Origin of the sequence: Streptomyces sp. NPDC051576 (genome assembly GCF_040681835.1) — a bacterium.
In the GTDB taxonomy this organism is placed as follows: Bacteria; Actinomycetota; Actinomycetes; order Streptomycetales; family Streptomycetaceae; genus Streptomyces.
In genome coordinates this window covers 297,221-314,813 of sequence record NZ_JBFAZO010000005.1, presented here as the reverse complement: position 1 = coordinate 314,813, position 17,593 = coordinate 297,221, and the positions used below count along the sequence as shown (strand labels likewise).

General features: G+C 71.9%; 14 protein-coding genes. 4 read left to right on the top strand and 10 right to left on the bottom strand.

Features of this window, described 5'->3' with window-relative positions; translation table 11 throughout:
• Positions 1-20 precede the first annotated feature (20 nt).
• A complete protein-coding gene (locus AB0M63_RS18775; RefSeq protein WP_355901792.1) occupies positions 21-1,481 on the top strand; it encodes a glycoside hydrolase family 76 protein in 1,461 nt (486 codons plus the stop codon).
• A 7-nt stretch (positions 1,482-1,488) separates the two neighbouring features.
• Here AB0M63_RS18775 and AB0M63_RS18770 read toward each other — a convergent pair whose 3' ends face one another.
• Together AB0M63_RS18770 and AB0M63_RS18765 are read right to left on the bottom strand one after the other, a co-directional pair.
• Positions 1,489-2,388 carry an amidohydrolase gene (locus tag AB0M63_RS18770; protein ID WP_355901790.1) on the bottom strand — a complete coding sequence of 300 codons (900 nt, stop codon included), beginning with the start codon at positions 2,386-2,388 and terminating at the stop codon, positions 1,489-1,491.
• Positions 2,385-3,911: an aromatic amino acid ammonia-lyase gene (locus tag AB0M63_RS18765; protein ID WP_355901789.1), complete on the bottom strand. Its 1,527-nt coding sequence runs from the start codon at positions 3,909-3,911 to the stop codon at positions 2,385-2,387. Before AB0M63_RS18765 ends, AB0M63_RS18770 begins: the two co-directional genes overlap by 4 nt.
• A 223-nt stretch (positions 3,912-4,134) precedes the next feature.
• Here AB0M63_RS18765 and AB0M63_RS18760 point away from each other — a divergent pair, with 223 nt between their 5' ends.
• Positions 4,135-5,619, top strand: a complete 1,485-nt coding sequence (locus AB0M63_RS18760) for an MFS transporter (RefSeq protein WP_355901860.1) — start codon at positions 4,135-4,137, stop codon at positions 5,617-5,619.
• 17 nt (positions 5,620-5,636) lie between these two features.
• Here AB0M63_RS18760 and AB0M63_RS18755 read toward each other — a convergent pair whose 3' ends face one another.
• From AB0M63_RS18755 to AB0M63_RS18735, 5 genes are all read right to left on the bottom strand, one after another.
• Complete coding sequence (locus AB0M63_RS18755; protein WP_355901858.1) at positions 5,637-7,280, bottom strand: SpoIIE family protein phosphatase; 1,644 nt, start codon at positions 7,278-7,280, stop codon at positions 5,637-5,639.
• Positions 7,281-7,489: 209 nt separating this feature from the next.
• Entirely contained in the window at positions 7,490-8,170 is a 681-nt protein-coding gene (locus AB0M63_RS18750) for a methyltransferase domain-containing protein (RefSeq protein ID WP_355901787.1), read from the bottom strand.
• Positions 8,171-8,376: 206 nt separating this feature from the next.
• A complete protein-coding gene (locus AB0M63_RS18745; RefSeq protein WP_366020140.1) occupies positions 8,377-10,548 on the bottom strand; it encodes a hypothetical protein in 2,172 nt (723 codons plus the stop codon).
• Between the two features lie 62 nt (positions 10,549-10,610).
• Positions 10,611-11,291: an HAD family phosphatase gene (locus tag AB0M63_RS18740; RefSeq protein WP_366020139.1), complete on the bottom strand. Its 681-nt coding sequence runs from the start codon at positions 11,289-11,291 to the stop codon at positions 10,611-10,613.
• A 19-nt stretch (positions 11,292-11,310) separates the two neighbouring features.
• Positions 11,311-11,787: an Lrp/AsnC family transcriptional regulator gene (locus AB0M63_RS18735; RefSeq protein ID WP_366020138.1), complete on the bottom strand. Its 477-nt coding sequence runs from the start codon at positions 11,785-11,787 to the stop codon at positions 11,311-11,313.
• A gap of 169 nt (positions 11,788-11,956) precedes the next feature.
• Between AB0M63_RS18735 and AB0M63_RS18730 the strand changes: the two genes are divergently transcribed.
• Complete coding sequence (locus AB0M63_RS18730; protein ID WP_366020137.1) at positions 11,957-13,450, top strand: FUSC family protein; 1,494 nt, start codon at positions 11,957-11,959, stop codon at positions 13,448-13,450.
• Between the two features lie 199 nt (positions 13,451-13,649).
• Positions 13,650-14,687: a lactonase family protein gene (locus tag AB0M63_RS18725; protein WP_366020136.1), complete on the top strand. Its 1,038-nt coding sequence runs from the start codon at positions 13,650-13,652 to the stop codon at positions 14,685-14,687.
• An 82-nt stretch (positions 14,688-14,769) separates the two neighbouring features.
• Here the strand turns inward: AB0M63_RS18725 and AB0M63_RS18720 are convergent, their stop codons facing one another.
• The 3 genes from AB0M63_RS18720 to AB0M63_RS18710 form a co-directional block, all read right to left on the bottom strand.
• Positions 14,770-15,693 (bottom strand): hypothetical protein, encoded by a 924-nt coding sequence (locus AB0M63_RS18720; protein ID WP_366020135.1) that lies wholly within the window; start codon positions 15,691-15,693, stop codon positions 14,770-14,772.
• Positions 15,694-15,788: 95 nt separating this feature from the next.
• Complete coding sequence (locus AB0M63_RS18715) at positions 15,789-16,811, bottom strand: BadF/BadG/BcrA/BcrD ATPase family protein (protein WP_366020134.1); 1,023 nt, start codon at positions 16,809-16,811, stop codon at positions 15,789-15,791.
• The gene (locus tag AB0M63_RS18710) at positions 16,808-17,485 is read right to left on the bottom strand and encodes a uracil-DNA glycosylase (RefSeq protein WP_033278364.1); all 678 of its coding nucleotides are present in this window, start codon (positions 17,483-17,485) and stop codon (positions 16,808-16,810) included. Before AB0M63_RS18710 ends, AB0M63_RS18715 begins: the two co-directional genes overlap by 4 nt.
• Positions 17,486-17,593: the final 108 nt, after the last annotated feature.

Here is a 17,593-nt window from a genome sequence, read left to right as displayed (position 1 = left end):
CCCTCACCCACGGAGCCGGTATGAACCCAACAGCACGGCGTATCAGGCGAGTCGGGACCGGCCTGATCGCCGCCCTGGCCCTGTCCGTGCCGGTCGCCGGAGACGTCGCGAACGCCGCCCCTCTGGCCACGGTCTGCAACAAGTACTGCGACGCCCGCGATCCGGCCCTGTCCCCGGGGGACCGCCAACCGGTCTCGGCGACCATCTACTCCCGCACGATCGCCCTGCACTTCGACGACTCCGACGCGATGGGCTGGGCCTCGGTCACGGGCGGCAGCCCCGGTGACGAGGTCTGGCTCGACCGCTCCTTCGACGGCGGCCGCACCTGGAGCTCCGGCAGCAGGCTCGGCGACACCACCATCCCCGCGGGGCAAGGAGGTTGGCGCACTCTGATGTACAACGTCGACGACTGGAACGCCCTCGGCGTCGGCGCCCTGCGCGCGTGCGGCAAGGCCGGTGACCGGGCCGAGATCGCCTGTACGTCGTGGGCCAGGACGACGTGGAACGCGGGCAGCCGCCCGACCGCCGCGGCCACCGCGCTGATGCAGTCGTACAACCTGGGCACCGGCCTCTTCGACACCACCGGTTGGTGGAACTCCGCCAACGCCCTGACCGCCCTCGTCGACAACATCCGCGTTACCGGAATGGGCAGCTACAAGTACGCCATCGCCACCACCTACGACCGCAACCTCTCGGCCCAGGGCGGCAACTTCACCAACGACTACATCGACGACACCGGCTGGTGGGGCCTGGCCTGGGTCGACGCCTACGACCTCACCGGAGACAGCCGCTACCTCAACACCGCCCGCGCGGACGCCGATTACATGGCCCGGTACTGGGACTCGACCTGCGGTGGCGGCGTGTGGTGGAGCACCGCCAGGACCTACAAGAACGCGATCGCCAACTCCCTCTACCTGGAGCTGAACGCGGCCCTGCACAACCGCATCGCGGGCGACACGGCCTACCTCGGCCGGGCCAATGCCGAGTGGTCGTGGTTCAAGGGCACCGGGATGATCAACGGTTCCCATCTGGTGAACGACGGTATCGACCTTGCCACTTGTGGCAACAACGGCGACACCACCTGGTCGTACAACCAGGGCGTGCTGCTCGGCGGCCTGTCGGAGCTGTACCGGGCGACCGGTGACTCCGCCCTCCTCACCACCGGCCGCCAGATCGGCGACGCCTCGACCACGTCAACGGCGCTCAACTCCGGCGGAATCCTCCGGGAGCCGTGCGAGACGAGTGGCTGCGACGGTGACGCCACGTCGTTCAAGGGTGCGTACATCCGGGGGCTGAGTGCCTTCAACTCCCGTCTGTCCGACCGTCCTTACACCACCTACATCAAACGACAGGCAGACACCGCCTATGCGAGCGACCGCAACTCCCTTGATGCGTACGGGCTGCACTGGGCCGGCCCGGTGGACTCCACTGACGCGGCCCGGCAGCAGAGCGCGCTCGACCTGATGAACGCGGCCAACTGACGTACCGTCACCCCTTGCCGGTCAGCAACCGCCGGGGATTGGCGATGCGGAAGGCATACGCGGCGGCTCCGCCCAGCCCGTGGCCGGGGTGGCTCGGCGGCTCCGCGTACGGCCGGTCCGAGCCCTGGACCACCGCGTTCACGCCGAGGGCCCGCACGATGGCCTCGACGGCGGTCGGTCCGTACGACGAGGTCTCGACGAAGACACCCAGATCGGCCTCGCCCGGTCCGCCGCCCCGGGCGGCCAGTCGCTCCCCGTGCAGCGGGGCGAGGCCGGCGAGCAGCGCGAAGCACACCCGCAGATGCGGGTGGCGCGGGCGGCCGAAGGCGCGGAAGGCGTACCAGGCGGCGTGCATCTGCTGGACGTACGGCACCATCGCGGGCCACCAGCCAGGGTCCGCCGAGGAGCCCACCGCGGGCCCCGGGTGGACGAAGAGCGGCAGATCGCGTTCTTCGAGCAGATCGAGGAGCGGGGCGCAGTGGGCATAACCGGTCGCGTCGGCAAGGGAGTTGGCGGGCAGTTGGAGTCCGGCGAAGCCGCGGTCGAGGTCCTTGGCGGTGGTGGCGGCGTCGATGTCCCGTACGCAGGCCGCAGCCCAGGCCCCGAACGGCTCGGGCAGCGCCGCCGCGCCGTCGTGATACGCGTCGAGCAGGGGCCGGGCCTCGGCCGCGGGCAGCCACTCCACACCGATCGGCGCGGACAGCGAGACGAGGGCCCGGCCCAGGCCGTCGGCGGCGGCGAGGTCCGCGCGCAGGGCGATGTCGTGGTCGGCGGGCCGTATCCCGAAGGGCGGCTCACCGTCCAGGAACAGCGTCCAGCCGTCCAGGAACGGCGGTTCGCGGCGGGCGCGCAGAGCCGCCACCAGCGACGGGGTCCACAGATGCTGGTGTACGTCGACGTTGGTCATGTCGTGTCTCCCGCCAAGGCGTTCAGGGTGCTGCGGACGTCGTCGGATCCCAGGATGTCGCGGCTGATCGTCTCCACGTCCACGCCGTGGGGCCGGTCGTCGTCGAGCCTGGGCACGGCCTTCCGGATCGCGCGGTGCAGGTACTCCGGCCCCCGCCCCAGCGCGGCCGGTGCCGCCAGATCCACCGCCTGCGCGGCCACCACCGCCTCCACGGCGAGGAGTTGGCGCAGCCGCCCGAGCATCGTGGTCAACCGGCGTGCGCCGAGCGCCGCGTTGGTCGAGTCGTCCTCGACGGAGTCCGCGCCCTGCCGGGGGTCGGTGCACACCGGCGTGGACAGCATGCGGACCTCGGCGACCAGCGCCTGCGCGGTCTTGACCAGCGGCGCGAAGCCGGAGCGCTCCGGGCCGTACGGGGAGAGGTTCGCGGGCAGCCCGCTGACGGCCGGGGCGAGGAGTCTGCGCATGCGTTCGGCGGAGATCGCGGCCGTCTGCGTCAGGGCCAGCGCGAGGGTGTCGTAGGCGAGGGCCAGGCCGGAGGTATGGAAGTTGCCGGAGGACAGGATCTCGCCGGTGCCCGGCAGCACCACAGGGTTGTCGCCGCAGCCGTTCAGCTCGGGACGCAGCGCGCCGTCCGCGAAGTCGAGGGCCGCGTACCCCGCACCGTGCACCTGGGCGGCACAGCGCAGGCTGACCGGGTCCTGGACCCGGCGGGCGTTACTGGGATCGCCCAGGTCACCGCCGTCCAGCAGGGCGAGCAGTTCGGCCGCCGCGCGGGACTGTCCGGGGGCCGGGCGCAAGGCCAGCACTCGCGGGTCGAGCGGGCTGGTGTTGGCCCGGAAGCCCTCGTAGGTCAGTGCCGTGACCGCCTGCGCCAGGGCGAGGACCGCGCCCGCCTCGTGCAGGGCGAGCGCGCCGACGCCGGCCGCCAACGGGCTTGCGCTGCACAGCACATGGCCGTCCTTGGGACCGAGCCGGGCCGGGGTCAGACCGGCCCGGCGCAGAGCGGTGGCGCCGTCGAGCACCTCACCGCCGTACTCGGCGCTCCCCTCGCCGATGACGACCAGACCGGCATGCGCCATCTGGCACAGGTCGGAGGCGCCGATGGACCCCACCTCGGGGATCACCGGATGCACCCGCGCGTTGAGCAGGGCCACCAGAAGTCGCGGGATCCGCGGCGACACCCCGCTGCCACCGCCCGCGAGGCCGTTGACCCGGGCGAGCAGGGCCGCCCGTACGACCGGAATCGGCAGCGGATCGCCGACCGCGTTCGCCCGCCCCCGCACCGTGCGGACGCTGAACGCGTCGAGTTCCGCACGGGGAAGCGCGTACGGGGAGCGGGCGCCGAGCCCCGTCGTCAGACCGTACGTCGGCACCTGCCGGTCGACGACGTCGTCCACGACGGCCCGTTCGTCCGCGAGGCGCGACAACACCCCGTCGCCCAGGGCGACTTGGGCACCCTGGTGGGCGACGGCGACGACATCGCCGTAGGACAGCGTCCGTCCGTCGACGACGACCTTGGTCACCAAAGGTTTCTCCCCATGTCCTGTCATGTGTGAACCTAGCGCGCGGGCCCGTGATGATCGAGTGGTGAGGACCATGGGCCGGGCGTACGGTCGAACGGTGAGCATCCGGTGGACGCCTCCGTCCGCCGACGTCTCGTGAGTGCGACCCGACATGAGCAGCAGCCCCCAGCAGACCTCCGCGGAGCAGACCACCACCCGGGAGACGGGCGGTGGCGGAAGCACCATGGCGCTGCTGGTCATCGCGTCCTGCCAGTTGATGGTGGTCCTCGACATCACCATCGTGAACATCGCGCTCCCACACATCCAGAGCTCGCTGGGCTTCTCCACCACCAGCCTGGCCTGGGTCGTCAACGCCTACACCCTCACCTTCGGCGGTCTGCTGCTGCTCGGCGGACGGGCCGGCGACATCCTGGGCCGGCGGCGGGTGTTCGTGTTCGGCGTGCTGCTCTTCGTGCTGGCCTCGCTGCTCGGCGGGCTCTCCCAGAACTCCGGTGAACTCCTCGCCGCACGCGCCCTCCAGGGCGTCGGCGGTGCCATCGCCTCCCCGACCTCGCTCGCCCTGATCAGCACGACGTTCCGCGAAGGCCCGGAACGCAACCGGGCGTTCGGGGTGTTCGCCGGTGTCTCGGCCGGTGGAGGGGCGATCGGTCTGCTGATGGGCGGGATCCTCGTCGAATGGCTCAACTGGCGGTGGGTGCTCTTCGTCAACGTGCCCATCGGACTGCTCATCGTCCTCGCCACCCCGCGCTGGATCCGCGAGTCCGAACGCCATGCGGGCCACTTCGACATCACCGGAGCGCTCACCTCGACCGTGGGCATGGTGCTGCTGGTGTACGGCTTCATCCGGGCCGCGCAGGAGGGCTGGCGGGACTGGCTCACCCTGGCCTCGTTCGGCGCGGCCGTCATCGTCCTCGCCCTGTTCGTGCTGGTCGAGCGGCGCTCCCGGCAGCCGATCACCCCGCTGCACATGTTCCGCGACCGGAACCGGGCCGGGACCTACGGCATCATGCTCTGTCTCGCCGCCGCGATCTTCGGCATGTTCTTCTTCCTCACGCTCTTCGTGCAGGATGTGCTGGGCTTCAGCCCGCTGGAGGCCGGCTTCGCCTTCCTGCCCGTCAGCGCGGTCATCGCGGTCGGCGCCGGTCTGGCCTCACGGTTCCTGCCGACCTACGGGCCCAAGCCGTTCATGGTGGTGGGCGCGATCCTCGCGGCGGCGGGCCTGTCCTGGCTGACGCTCACGGACGTCGACTCCACCTACCTGGGCAGCGTGCTCGGCCCGATGCTGGTGTTCAGCCTCGGCATGGGCATGGAGTTCGTCTCGCTGACCCTGATGGCGCTCTCCGACGTCCCCGTCCAGGAGACCGGCGCGGCCTCCGGACTCCTCAACGCCATGCAGCAGGTGGGCGGTTCGCTCGGACTGTCCATCCTGGTCACCATGTTCGGCACCGCCAGCAGGAACGAGGCCAAGGACCAGATCCCCGCCTTCCTGGCCCAGGCCACCCCGGCCGAACGCATCCGCTTCCAGCGCACCGGGCAGCTCCCGGGCACCTGGGGCGACCACGTCCTCACCGCCGGCGCGTCGGCCGCCTTCGTCATGGCCGCGATCTTCACGGTGGTCGCCGCGCTGATCGCGGTGGTCGTGATCCAGGTGCGCCCCTCCGACCTGGAACGCCTCAAGGGCGGCACCGGTGCGGCTGGTCCGATGTGAAAAAGCACGGAGCGGAGTCACGTCCCGCTGTGCTCGGCCCGTGCCTTCGGGATCCGCTGCTCGAACCAGACGACCTTGCCGGTGCTCAGCCGCGTCGCACCCCAGCGCAGGGCGAGCCGGTCGACCAGGAACAGCCCGCGTCCGTCCTCGTCGCTCGGCGCCGCCTCCCGCATCCGGGGTACCTGGGGCGAGTCGTCGGTCACCTCGCAGCGCAGCACGTCGGTGCGCAGCAGCCGTAGGGAGATCGGACGTGAGGCGTACCGCACGGCGTTCGTGACGACCTCGCTGACCATGAGTTCCGTGGTGTCGAGCAGGTCGTCCAGGCCCCAGCGGCGCAGCACCCTGCGGGTGAGTCGGCGGGCCTGGCCCGCGGTGAGCGGGTGGGGGGCGAGGTGCCAGTAGCCGACGCTGTCCGGGGGGAAGCCCTCGAAGCGGGCGGTGAGCAGGGCGATGTCGTCGTCGCGGGGCCCCGGCGCCAGCGCGGCGAGGATCCGGTCGCACAGCCGCTCCAGCGACGAGAGGCGCTGTCGGTGCGGGGTGGACTGGAGATGGGTGCGCAGGGCCTCCACGCCCGTCCCCACGTCCGTGTCGCGGGACTCGACCAGGCCGTCGGTGTACAGCACCAGGGTGGTGCCGGTGGGCGCAGGCATCTCCACGGACTCGAAGACGACTCCGCCGACCCCGATCGGGGCACCCGGCGGCACCCGCAGGACCTCCGCGTGACCGTTCGGGCGCACCAGCACCGCGGGCGGGTGGCCGGCGTTGGCCATGAGGAGGCGGTGCGAGATGGGGTCGTAGATCGCGTACAGGCAGGTCGCGATGTGGTCACTGCCGAGCCGCTGGGCCTGTTCGTCGAGGTGGTGCAGCACCTCGTGCGGGGGCAGGTCGAGACCGGCGAGGGTCTGCACGATGGTGCGGAGCTGGCCCATGATCGCGGCCGAGGTCATGGAGTGGCCCATGACGTCGCCGACGATCAGCGCGACCCGGTTTCCCGACAGCGGTATCGCGTCGTACCAGTCGCCGCCGACCTGCGCCGTCTTGGAGGCGGGCAGATAGCGGCTGGCCAGTTGCACGCCGGTCGGCTCGGGCAGCGACGAGGGGAGCATGGTGTGCTGGAGCGTGTCCGCGACGGAGGCCTCGTGGCCGTACATCACCGCTTTCTGGACGCCGATCGCAGTGTGGGTGGCGAGCTGGGAGGCGACGAGCAGGTCGTCACCGGTGAACGCGGACCGGTCGGGGCGGCGCAGCAGGACGACGGTGCCCATGACGTGGTGGCGGCCGTGCAGCGGTGCGATGATCAGCCGGCGGCCCGGCGGCAGCGTCCCCGGCGCGCTCGCCGCGGGACCGAGCAGCTCGGTAACCGCGGGGCCGATGCCCGACGCGTCGCCGAAGGCCGGCTGCCCGCTCAGCAGCAGCCGCGAGAGCCGGCCGGTGACCATTGGCTGCACCCGCTCGGTCACGTCCGCGTACTCGGCGTGCGGCATCAGCAACGCCGACCTCGCCTCCGGCGCCCGGTCGATGCTGTGCAACTGCAGCACGACGGGTGCGGCCGACTTCTCGTCCCCTACGGGCAGCGGGTCGTGCAGGTGGATGACGATCGCGTCGGCGAAGGCGGGCACCGCCGCCCACCGCAGTTCCCGCAGTGTCTCGTCCAGGTCCATCCCGCGGGCGATCCGCCGGGTGGCCACGTCCAGGTACTGGAGCCGGTCGGTCTGCGACACGGACGCCGGCCGGGTGAGGGGCACCGGCCCGCTCGACGAGGTGCCTCGCCGGGCGGTTCCGGCGGGGCCGTCACGGGGGCTGTGCTGCTCCGTCACGCTTCGTCCCGTCCACTGGTGCGGCCCGAGGCCGCGGTGTCGGTGCTACGGCCTCAGTCGCGCCGTCTGCAGCAGAGGAAGACCTGTTCCTCGGGCGGGACGTCGGCGACCGCCGGGGCGTAGGTGTACGAGGTCTCCTTGACGATCTCGAAGCCCGCGGAGTCCAGGATCCTGCGCAGGTCGTCGAGGAGATAGCCGGAGACCCGGATCGTGTTGCCGAGGAAGGGGATCTCGAAGTCGTCCACATGGGCCTCCACCATCGACAGGGCGAACAGGCCGCCCGGAGTCAGGAGGTGGTGGATCGTGCGCAGCGCGAGGGGGATCTCCGGGCGCGGCAGCATCAGCAGGGAGAAGAACGCGGCGACACCGTCGAAGCGGCCCAGGTCACGGGGACCGCCCGGGCGCAGGTCGGCGAGATCGAGCTGATGGAACGTGGCGGCGGGCACGTACTCCCGGGCCAGCTCCACCATCCGCCCCGACAGATCCACGCCCACGACCTCGAAACCGGCGTCCGCGAGCTGCCGGGCGGTCGGCACACCCGTGCCGCAGCCGAGGTCCAGCACACGCGAGCGCGGATCGAGGGACTCGACCAGCCAGTCACCGGCGGCGACCTGGCCCTCCTTGTGCGGGAAGGCCTCGTCGTACCGGTCCCCGATGGCATCGAAGGCCTCGGCCTGACCTGAGCGGTCGAGCCGCAGGCTGTCGTAGCCGGTCCCGTCCTTCGCTCTGCTCACTGCGGTGGCCTTTCGGTGACCTTTCATCCACGCATAGAGGATTGTCCCACAAGTAGGGAAAGCGGGGTTTAGGTGGGGAAACGCCGTGAGGGGCGCCCTGGGGCACCCCTCACGGAACGTCGAGGGCGAGGAAGGCGAACGGACTGGTTACAGGAAAGTGTGAGAAGGAAGCCCGTTCATGGCCTCGCCACGGCCGACGGTAGCAGTCAGGCGGGGATCAGGTCGCGCAGGTTTTCCGGGGTGACGATCCGCGAACCCTCGGGCAGCCCGTCCGGGCGGCGCAGCCCGATGTAGGTCACCGGACCGTCGGGGACCGTCTCGCCGTCCCACAGGGTCACCGTGGTCGCCTCCCCGGCCATCAGACCGACGAGATGGCGCACGGTGAGCTGCTCGCGCTCGACGATGCCGCGCAGCAGGGTCGCGACCGTGACCCGGTTCTCCTCCACGCGGTTCGCGGACGGGCTGCCCTTGAGGTACAGGTGCAGCCACTTCGCCCGCCAACGGCCGTCCTCCCCGCGCAGGAACACCAACGGCAGCGCGACCCGCCCCGCACCGCGCAGCTCCGACTTCAACCGCACGGTACGCGGCTCGAAGGGCCGGCCCCGCTGCTCGCCCTCGCGCAGCATGAACCCGAAGAACGACTCCTCGACCTCCTCGAAGTCCTCGCCCGCGAAGATGTTGACCTGCGGCACGACGAACGCCCCGCGTACGGCGCCCAGCCGCAGGTCGATGAACTCCGAGGCCCCGTCCGGCGCTTCGGTGATGTCACCGGAGTGCTCGCCCTCGACCTCGGTGAGCGAGGTGTACGACAACCAGGTGTTCGTCGAGTAGTCGGCGTTCAGCAGCAACGCCGACAGGTCGAAATCGGTACGCTGCTCGGTCTCCTTCCAGTACACGAAGAAGCGCAGCAACTCGCCCTCCACCGGCGACACGGACCCGCGCGGCAGCACCCCGAGCCCGGCCGCCGTCGCCTTCCCGCTCAACGGCAGTGCCACGTCCAGCATGTCCGGATCGACCAACAGCCGCTCCGGGCAAGGCAGTCGACGCCGTGTCTCGTCGTCGATCGCCGCGATCAGCCGCGCCCGCTCCGCCGGCCCTACGACCGACCGCTCGTCGTCGGTCACCCAGGCACGGCCGCGCCGGTTCACGAACACCCGCAACTCCCCGGTCTCCCGGGCCCGGTTGTGCAGATGCTCGCGCACCGACAGCGCCACCCGGCCCGACACCTCGGGCACGACCTGTTCGGCGGCGGCCACCACGGCGTCCCGCTCCTCCTGCGTGAGCGCGGTGCGCAGCAGCCGGTCCAGCGCACGGAACAGCTTGCCGGGCGCCGACTTCAGCAGCTCGACGGCGCCCAACACGTCGTTCACCGCGAGGAGTTCCTCGACCCGGCCCTCGAACGACGGCGCCTTCCGCTCGCCCCGCGCGACCGCGAACACCTCGGCGGCGTGCGGCCATTGGGGGTACTCGTGCGGGTGCAGCCGCTCACCGAGCCGCTTCCACTCCTCGCGATGTACGGCCACGTCGGCGAGCTTCGCGGGCGACGCGGCGACCACGGCGTCCAGGCCGGCGAGCAGCGCCCGCCGCACCGGACGGGACAGCGACCGGAAACGGGTCGCCTCCGCCAGCGTCACATCGCCGTCCGACAACGCGCAGGCCAGCCGCAGCACATCGGTCACTGTGTCCAGCAGCGGCGCCGAACCGGCCGTCAACCGGGCCTGGTTGACGATCGCCCGGTTCTCCCGGACCGGGATCGCCTCGGGCTGCGGCCCGTCGACGCACCGCTCGGCGAGCGCCCGCAGGTCCCGCCGGTGCTCCTCGCCGAGCGGAGTGTCACTGCCCGCCAACGCCAGGTACAGGGCGGTGAGTTCGTCGGCCAGGTCACCGCCCGCGTGCAGCACGGTGATCCGGTCGCCCGCGGTCGCGATCAACTCGTCCTGGGCGGCGAGCATGTCCGCGTACGTGTGCTGGTACCTGCCGTAGGCCGGCAGGCTGAGCAGGTTGACCACCCCGGTCCGCAGCTGGTCGAGCGTTCCGGCGCGGGTCTTCTCGTCGCAGAGCGCATCGGCGACGCACGACATCCAGAAGTCCACGGTGTCCGGCACGCCGGCCGGAAAATTGATGAAGTAGACGTTGTGCCGGACGTGATCGCCGACCAGCTCGCGCACGGTGCTCAGGGTGCGTCCGGCGATCCGTACGACCGTCTCCTCGGACAGCCCCGACAGCCGCTCCAGCAGCTCCGCGGAGAGCTTGAAGCCCACGGACAGCAGCACGGCGTCCAACTGCCGTGCGGCGGTGGCGCCTTCACCCACGGGACCCGTGGGCGTGGGGACGCGGAGCGTGTGCCGGATGACCAGCGGTTCGAGTCGGTCGATCATTCCGGCATGGTCCCAGAACCGACCAAGCGGGCGCATTCGGGTTTTACGGCCCGGGAGTCGCGTCAGCCGGCCAGCCAGTCGTACGCCCCCTGCGCGCTGAACTCCGCCTGCCCGCCCCGCACCAGCAGCCCCGCCGCGGCGAACTCGGGGGCGTCGGCCTGCGCGGCCACATACGGGATCGCGATGCAGCGCATCCCGGCCGCACGCGCCGCCGCCGCGCCCGGAGCCGCGTCCTCCAGGACCACACAGTCGGCCGGAGCCGTCCCGAGCCTGCGCGCGGCCTCCAGGAAGACGTCCGGCGCGGGCTTGCCCCGCGCCACCTCGTCCGCCGAGACCACGGTCCGAAGCCACGCGTCGAGTCCGGTCCCCGCCAGGATCGCCCCGATGGCCTCCGGCGAGGAACCCGAGGCCACCGCCATCGGCACACCCTCGGCCGCCAGCAGCTCCACGAACTTCCGCATCTCGGGATATACACGCGTGGCCGTCCGGGCCAGCGCCAGATAGCGGCGGTTCGTCTCCGCGAGCAAGTCCTCCAGCGGCGCCGTGAGCCCGTGGCGCTCCTTTAGGAGGGCAAGAGTCTCCTGGGTGCTGATGCCGACGAAGCGCTCGTGCTGGACCCAGGTGAAGTCCGGAACGCCGTGCTCGGCGAGGGTCTGCCGGGTGGCTTCGTAGTAGTTCGGCTCGCTGTCCACGAGTGTTCCGTCGAGATCGAAGATGACCGAGAGGCCGCCGAGATTGCTCATGTGCTCAGGATGCCAAGGGTCACTTCACGGCCGCGCGGCCGACCGCCTCCACCAGCGGCAGCAGCCGGTGCGGCACGCGCTCGCGCAGCGCCATCTCGGTGCGGGTGCGGACCACTCCCGGCAGGCTGATGAGCCGCTGGATCACATCCTCCAGGTGGCCGTTGTCCCGTGCCACGACCCGGGTGAGCAGATCCCCGCCGCCCGTGATCGAGAACGCCTCGACGATCTCCGGCACGGCGGCCAGCGCGTCCCCCACCTCGTCGAGATGCCCCTGCGTGACCTCGATGTGCACGAACGCGAGCACCGGGTGGCCGAGCGCGGCGGGGGAGAGGAAGGGGCCCGTACCGGTGATCACCCCGTCCCGCTCCAGCCGGTCGAGCCGGGCCTGGAGCGTGCCCCGGGCGACGCCGAGCAGCCGTGCGTACTCGCGCACGCTGGTACGCGGCTGCTCCAGGAGCAGCCTCAGGATGCGGGTGTCGAGTTCGTCCACGCTCATGGGCAACGACTGTACCAATGGCCCTGTTCCACCTAGCTGTGCCAATGGCCCAGTGATTCGTGAGCCACTTGAGCCAGTCGCTCCGATGATGCTGTGATGGGCCGGTCGATGGCGCTGCGGACCTCCGCGGCGCCTTTTTCGTGCGGGTGTGCGCAGGGGGCGGGAAACAGTGCTGAAGAGGGTGTTCGTGGCTCCGGACCCGGGGCGGACGCGGCTGCGGTTCGCCGGTCGGGCCGTCCTCGGCATCGGTCTCGCGGTCGTCGTCTGCGGGCTGACCGGACAGTCCCTCGCGGGCGCCGTCACCGGCGGTCTCGCCGCGCTGCTCGCCCTGTTCACGGTCACGGACGCCACGGTGCGCGGGCAGGCCGTCACCACCGCGTTGCTGCCCTGCGCGGGCCTGCCGGTGCTCACCGCCGCGGCCGCACTGCACGACCACCCCGTCGCACGGGACCTCACCTTCCTCGCCGTGGTCGGCGCGGGCGTCTACGTCCGTCGTTGGGGACCACGCGGCCACAGCCTCGGCGTGTTCGCGTTCATGACCTTCTTCGTGGCGCAGTTCCTGCACGCGACCACCGCCCAACTGCCCGCGCTCTACGCCGCCGTGGTCCTGTCCGTCCTCACCGCGGCGGCGGTGCGTTTCGGCCTGTGGTGCTACGAGCGCCGACAGCCCCCGCCCGTCGTACCCGTCCCGCCGGCCGGCCGCGGTCTGGCCCGGGTGACCACACGGCAGGCCGTCCAGGCGACCGCGGGCGCCGGATTCGCGCTCGTGGTGGGCCAGTTGGTGTCCGGGCAGCGCTGGTACTGGGCCGTCGGCGCCACCTGGTGGATCTTCGTCAACACCGCCTCGCGCGGCGAGACCGTGGTCCGCGGCTTCCGCCGCGTCCTCGGCACGGTCCTGGGCGTCGGACTCGGCCTGCTGATCGCCGTACCGCTCCACGGCGCGACCGTCCCCACCGCGATTCTGGTCGCGGCCTGCGTCTTCACGATCTTCTACTCGGCCGCCGTCTCCTACACCTGGATGATGCTCGCGGTGACCCTCATGGCCGAACTGCTCTACGGCCTCCTGGGCGTCCTGAATCCGGGCCTGCTGGCGCTGCGGTTCGCGGAGACCGGAGTCGGCGCGCTCGGTGCCGTACTGGCCGTCCTCCTCGTGCTCCCGGTGACCACCCACACCACCACGGACGCCTGGATCCAACGCGCCCTGCACTGCGTCCACACCTGCACCGCCGAGGCCACGGCCCGCCTCGCCGGCTCCACCACGGCCGACCCCGCCGCACGCGTCGCCGAACTCGAACAACTCCTGGCCCGGGTACGGCAGTCCGTAGCCCCCCTCGTACACCCGCTGAACCCCGCCCTCGGCCGCAAACGCCGCGCCCACCGAGTCCTCGCCCTCCTCGACGCCTGCGCCCACGAGATCCGCGGCCTCACCACCGTGACCACCGACCCGGAGGCCTCCCACGACACCCGCCTGTCCGCCGCCTGCCGCCGCGTGGAGACAGCGGTGGAGGCACTCACCGAGGGCGACGGGGCGCACCTCACGACCACTGCGACCCGACCGCCTGCGGAACCCGCACTGGCTCATCTCCATGGTGTGGAACGGGCCTTGGCGGAGCTTGCGGAGCCGTTGCGTGCGCGGTCGGGGTCGCGGCTTGTGGGGGCTTGAGCGGAGGTGGTCGGGCGGGTTGGGGGTTTCGCTGAGGCTCGGCCCCCTGCGCTGCCCCACCTCCATGGCTTGGAACCGGCTCTGGTGGAGCTTGCCGAGCCGTCGCGGGCGAGAGTGACCAAGTAGCCGCTTTGGTCTAGACCGTTCGTGATCGACTGCTACCGTCACTCCGGACAGCGCAGACCGAGAGGGGACAGCGGTGACAGACGGCGGCAGGCGTGAACGGCGGGCCTTCATCGGGTCGTTCACGGCGGCGGGCGGACCGGGTGTCGTCGCGGCGACGGTGGATGCGGGCAGCGGTGCGCTGACCGTCCTGGGCAGCGTCGACGGCGTCCCCGATCCCTCGTACCTGGCCCTGGCTCCTGACGGGGACACCCTCTACTCGGTCAGTGAGACGGCCGAGGGCGCGGTGGCCGCCTTCCGCGTCAACGGGGACAAGCCCGAGCTGCTCGGGGCGCCGGTGGGCGTCGGTGGTGCGGGACCGACGTACCTGAGCCTGTTCGCGGGACACGTCCTGACCGCCGACTACGGCTCCGGCACCGTCACCGCCGTTCCGGTCCGCCCGGACGGCACGCTGGCCGACCGCCCCTCCGGACAGCTGCGGCACATCGGCTCGGGACCGCACGAACTGCGCCAGCGGGGCCCGCACGCCCACCAGATCCAGCCCGACCCGAGTGGCAGCTGGGCCGTCAGCGTCGACCTCGGCACCGACTCCGTGCGGGTCTGCACGCTGGCCGACGGCCGCCCCGTACTCCACCGCGAGATCGCCCTCCGGCCCGGCTCGGGCCCCCGTCACCTGGCCTTCCACCCGGACGGTGGTCATGCCTACGTCCTCAACGAACTCACTCCGACCGTCACCGTCTGCCGCTGGGACGCCGAGAACGGCTCACTGAAGCCGCTGACCGAGACATCGGTACTGCCCGGCGCCCCGGCCGGCGACGCCGCCTACCCCTCGGGCATCGTGGCCTCACCGGACGGCCGTTTCGTCTGGACGGCGACCCGGGGCGAGGACGTCCTGTCCGTGCTCGCCGTCGAGGGGGAGGGGCTGCGCCTGGTCGGGACGGTGCCCTGCGGGGGCCACTGGCCGCGCGCGATCACCGAGGCCGGCGGCCGTCTGTACGTGGCGAACGAGCGGTCCGGCGACGTGACCTGGTTCGCCGTCGACCCCGCCACCGGCGTACCTCGGCGCGGCGGCTCGATCGAGGTGAGTGCGGCGTCCTGCGTGGTGTTCGGCTGAGCCCTCGTCGACATGCCGAAGGGCCCGCTCCCGCGTGAGGAGGGGCCCTGTCGGCGCTACGGCGTTACGTGTACGGGGTGGGTCAGCGAACCGGCGCGCCCTGCGGCTGCGGCGGGGCGATACCCAGCGCCGTCGTGTACTTGGCGAGGGCCAGCTTGCCGATCGCCGGGTACGGGCCGAGCGCCTCGGCGGCGGCACAGCCCGCCTCGGCGGCGGCCGCCTGGAGCAGCTCCGGGTCGATCTCGGGGCCGATCAGATAGGGCGCCAGAGCGAGTTGCTGCGAGCCCGAACCCCGCAACTGCTCGGCGATGGCCGCGATCGAACCGTCCTGGTCCAGGGCCGCCGCCATCACCGGCACGGCGAGGCGCGCGGAGAGCAGCATCCCGGTGATCCCGGCCGCCTGCACGGCCTCCTCGCCACCCACCGAGGCCAGGACGATGCCGTCCGCGGCGGTGGCCACGTTGAACAGCCTGGCGCGGTCGGCACGGGCCAGACCGGCCTCGGAGAGGCGCACATGCAGTGCCTCGGCGAGCAGCGGGTGCGGGCCGAGGACATCGGTCAGGTCGGCCGCGACCCGGCTGTCCATGACCGCCTGGCGGACCTGGCGCAGCAGCGCGCTGTCCGGACCGGCGAGTAGCGGCACCACGACAGCCACGGGACCGTCGGGCTCCTTGACGTCGGCACCGGCGGCCCTGGCCTGCTCGAAGCGGGCGGTGCGCTCCTCGGCGGCGTGCGCGAGCACGGACGTCAGCGTGGGGAACTCGGCGTCGTCCCCGTCGAGGTAACCGATGCGCCCGTCGAGACCGGGCAGCTCGGAGCGGGCGATGCTCACGACCTCCTCGGCGAGGCTGCGCGTGGCGGCGCTGGGCGTACCCGGCACGGCGAGGACGAACGCGGGCGCGCCCTCGGGAGCCGCCAGCGGCTCGGGTCGGCGGTGCCGCCCGGGCTGGCGAGGTCGCGGCATTCGTACTGGCAGGCCGGACGCGGGCCCAGTGGGGGAGCTCATGGCGACGCATGTTACTGGCTTCCTGGGCTCCCCTGTTCGGGGAGGGTGCAGGTGAGCGGTATCCGTCCTGTTTTGTCTGATGAGTTACGTACGGATCAGAACTGATCACCCCGTCCCCCGGCGGTCACCACACGCACCATCACGTCGTCACCCGGCAGTGTGAGGACGCCCGCCGCGAGATCGCGCGCGATCCGCACCGCGCCGTCCAGCGGATCACCCTCCGCCGCAACCCGCCGCGCGTGCGGCAGCCGCTTCGCCAACTCCTCGTGCAGGGGTACGAGGAGGGGGTCGCCCATCTTGAAGAGCCCACCGGTGAGAGCGACATGGGGCTCGCCGACGGGCGGGCAGACCGCGACGACGGACTCGGCCATGCACCGCGCGGCGGCGCACAGGATGCCGTCGGCCACCGGGTCGTCCGGGGCGCACGCGGCGACATGGGGCGCGAACGACGCGAGTACGGCGGGACGGTCCGGCCGCGGATACAGCTTGCCCGGCAACCCCGGCATCGCCCCGAACTGCTCCTCGGCACAACTCAGCAGCGCACCGGAGCCGCCCTCCCGCCCGTCGTACGCACGCAGCGCCGCCTCCAGCCCCGCCCGCCCGATCCAGGCCCCGCCACCACAGTCACCCAGCAGATGCCCCCAGCCGTCGGCCCGCCGCCAGCCGATCAGATCCGTACCGATCGCGATGAGCCCGGTACCGGCGGCAACCACGGCACCGGGCCGGGCCCCGAGGGCGCCCGCATAGGCGGTGACGGCATCGGCGACGAGCGCGACCGTCTGCACCCCGAACTCCCGCGCCAGCGCTCCCGGCAACTCGGCCCGCAACCCGTCACCGAGGGTCGCGAGACCGGCGGCCCCGATCACAGCCGTACCCAGCCCGCCCACCTCGTCCGCACCGGCCAGGGCGCGCACCATGGGCACCAGTTGCTCCATGAGATGCCCGGCGTCGATCCCCCGAGCACCGGTCCGAACAGGCTCTCCCGACGAGAGCGGACCGGACACCGGACGACCGGCCCCGCCTACGACGACACGGAGCCCTGAACCTCCGGAGTCCACGGCGAGAAACCCGCCGACGGCATCCGCCACCCCGTCCGCACCGGCCTCCGGCACGGTCACGGCAGGCGCCAGTCCACCGGTTGTCCTCCCTGCCGGACCAGCAGGTCGTTGGCGCGGCTGAAGGGGCGGGAGCCGAAGAAGCCGCGGTCGGCCGACATCGGAGAGGGGTGGGAGGACTCCACCGAGGGCAGGTCGCCCAGCAGAGGGCGCAGGTTGCGGGCGTCGCGGCCCCACAGGATCGACACCAGCGGCTTGCCGCGCGCGGCCAGCGCCCGTATCGCCTGCTCGGTGACCTCTTCCCAGCCCTTGCCGCGATGGGCCGCGGGACTCCGCGGAGCCGTGGTGAGCGCCCTGTTGAGCAGCAGCACCCCCTGCTGGCTCCACGGCGTCAGATCGCCGTTGGACGGCTGGGGCAGCCCCAGGTCCGTGTTGAGCTCCCGGTAGATGTTGAGCAGGCTCGGCGGCAGCGGACGTACCTCGGGGGCCACCGAGAAGGACAGCCCTACCGCGTGCCCCGGGGTCGGATACGGATCCTGTCCGACGATCAGGACGCGGACGTCGTCGAAGGGCTGCTGGAAGGCGCGCAGGACATTGGGTCCGGCCGGTAGATAGGTCCGCCCGGCGGCGATCTCCGCGCGCAGGAACTCCCCCATCCCGGCGACGCGTCCGGCCACGGGTTCCAGAGCTTTCGCCCAGCCCGGTTCGACGATCTCATGCAACGGTCGTGGTGCCACGGGCGTCACCCTACTGCCGCACAGGGCCCGGCGATCAACCGGAGGGCCGAGCCCGACCGAGAACGACCGAACCGTCGAAGGCTCTGAACGAAGCCTGCCCGCACGGGA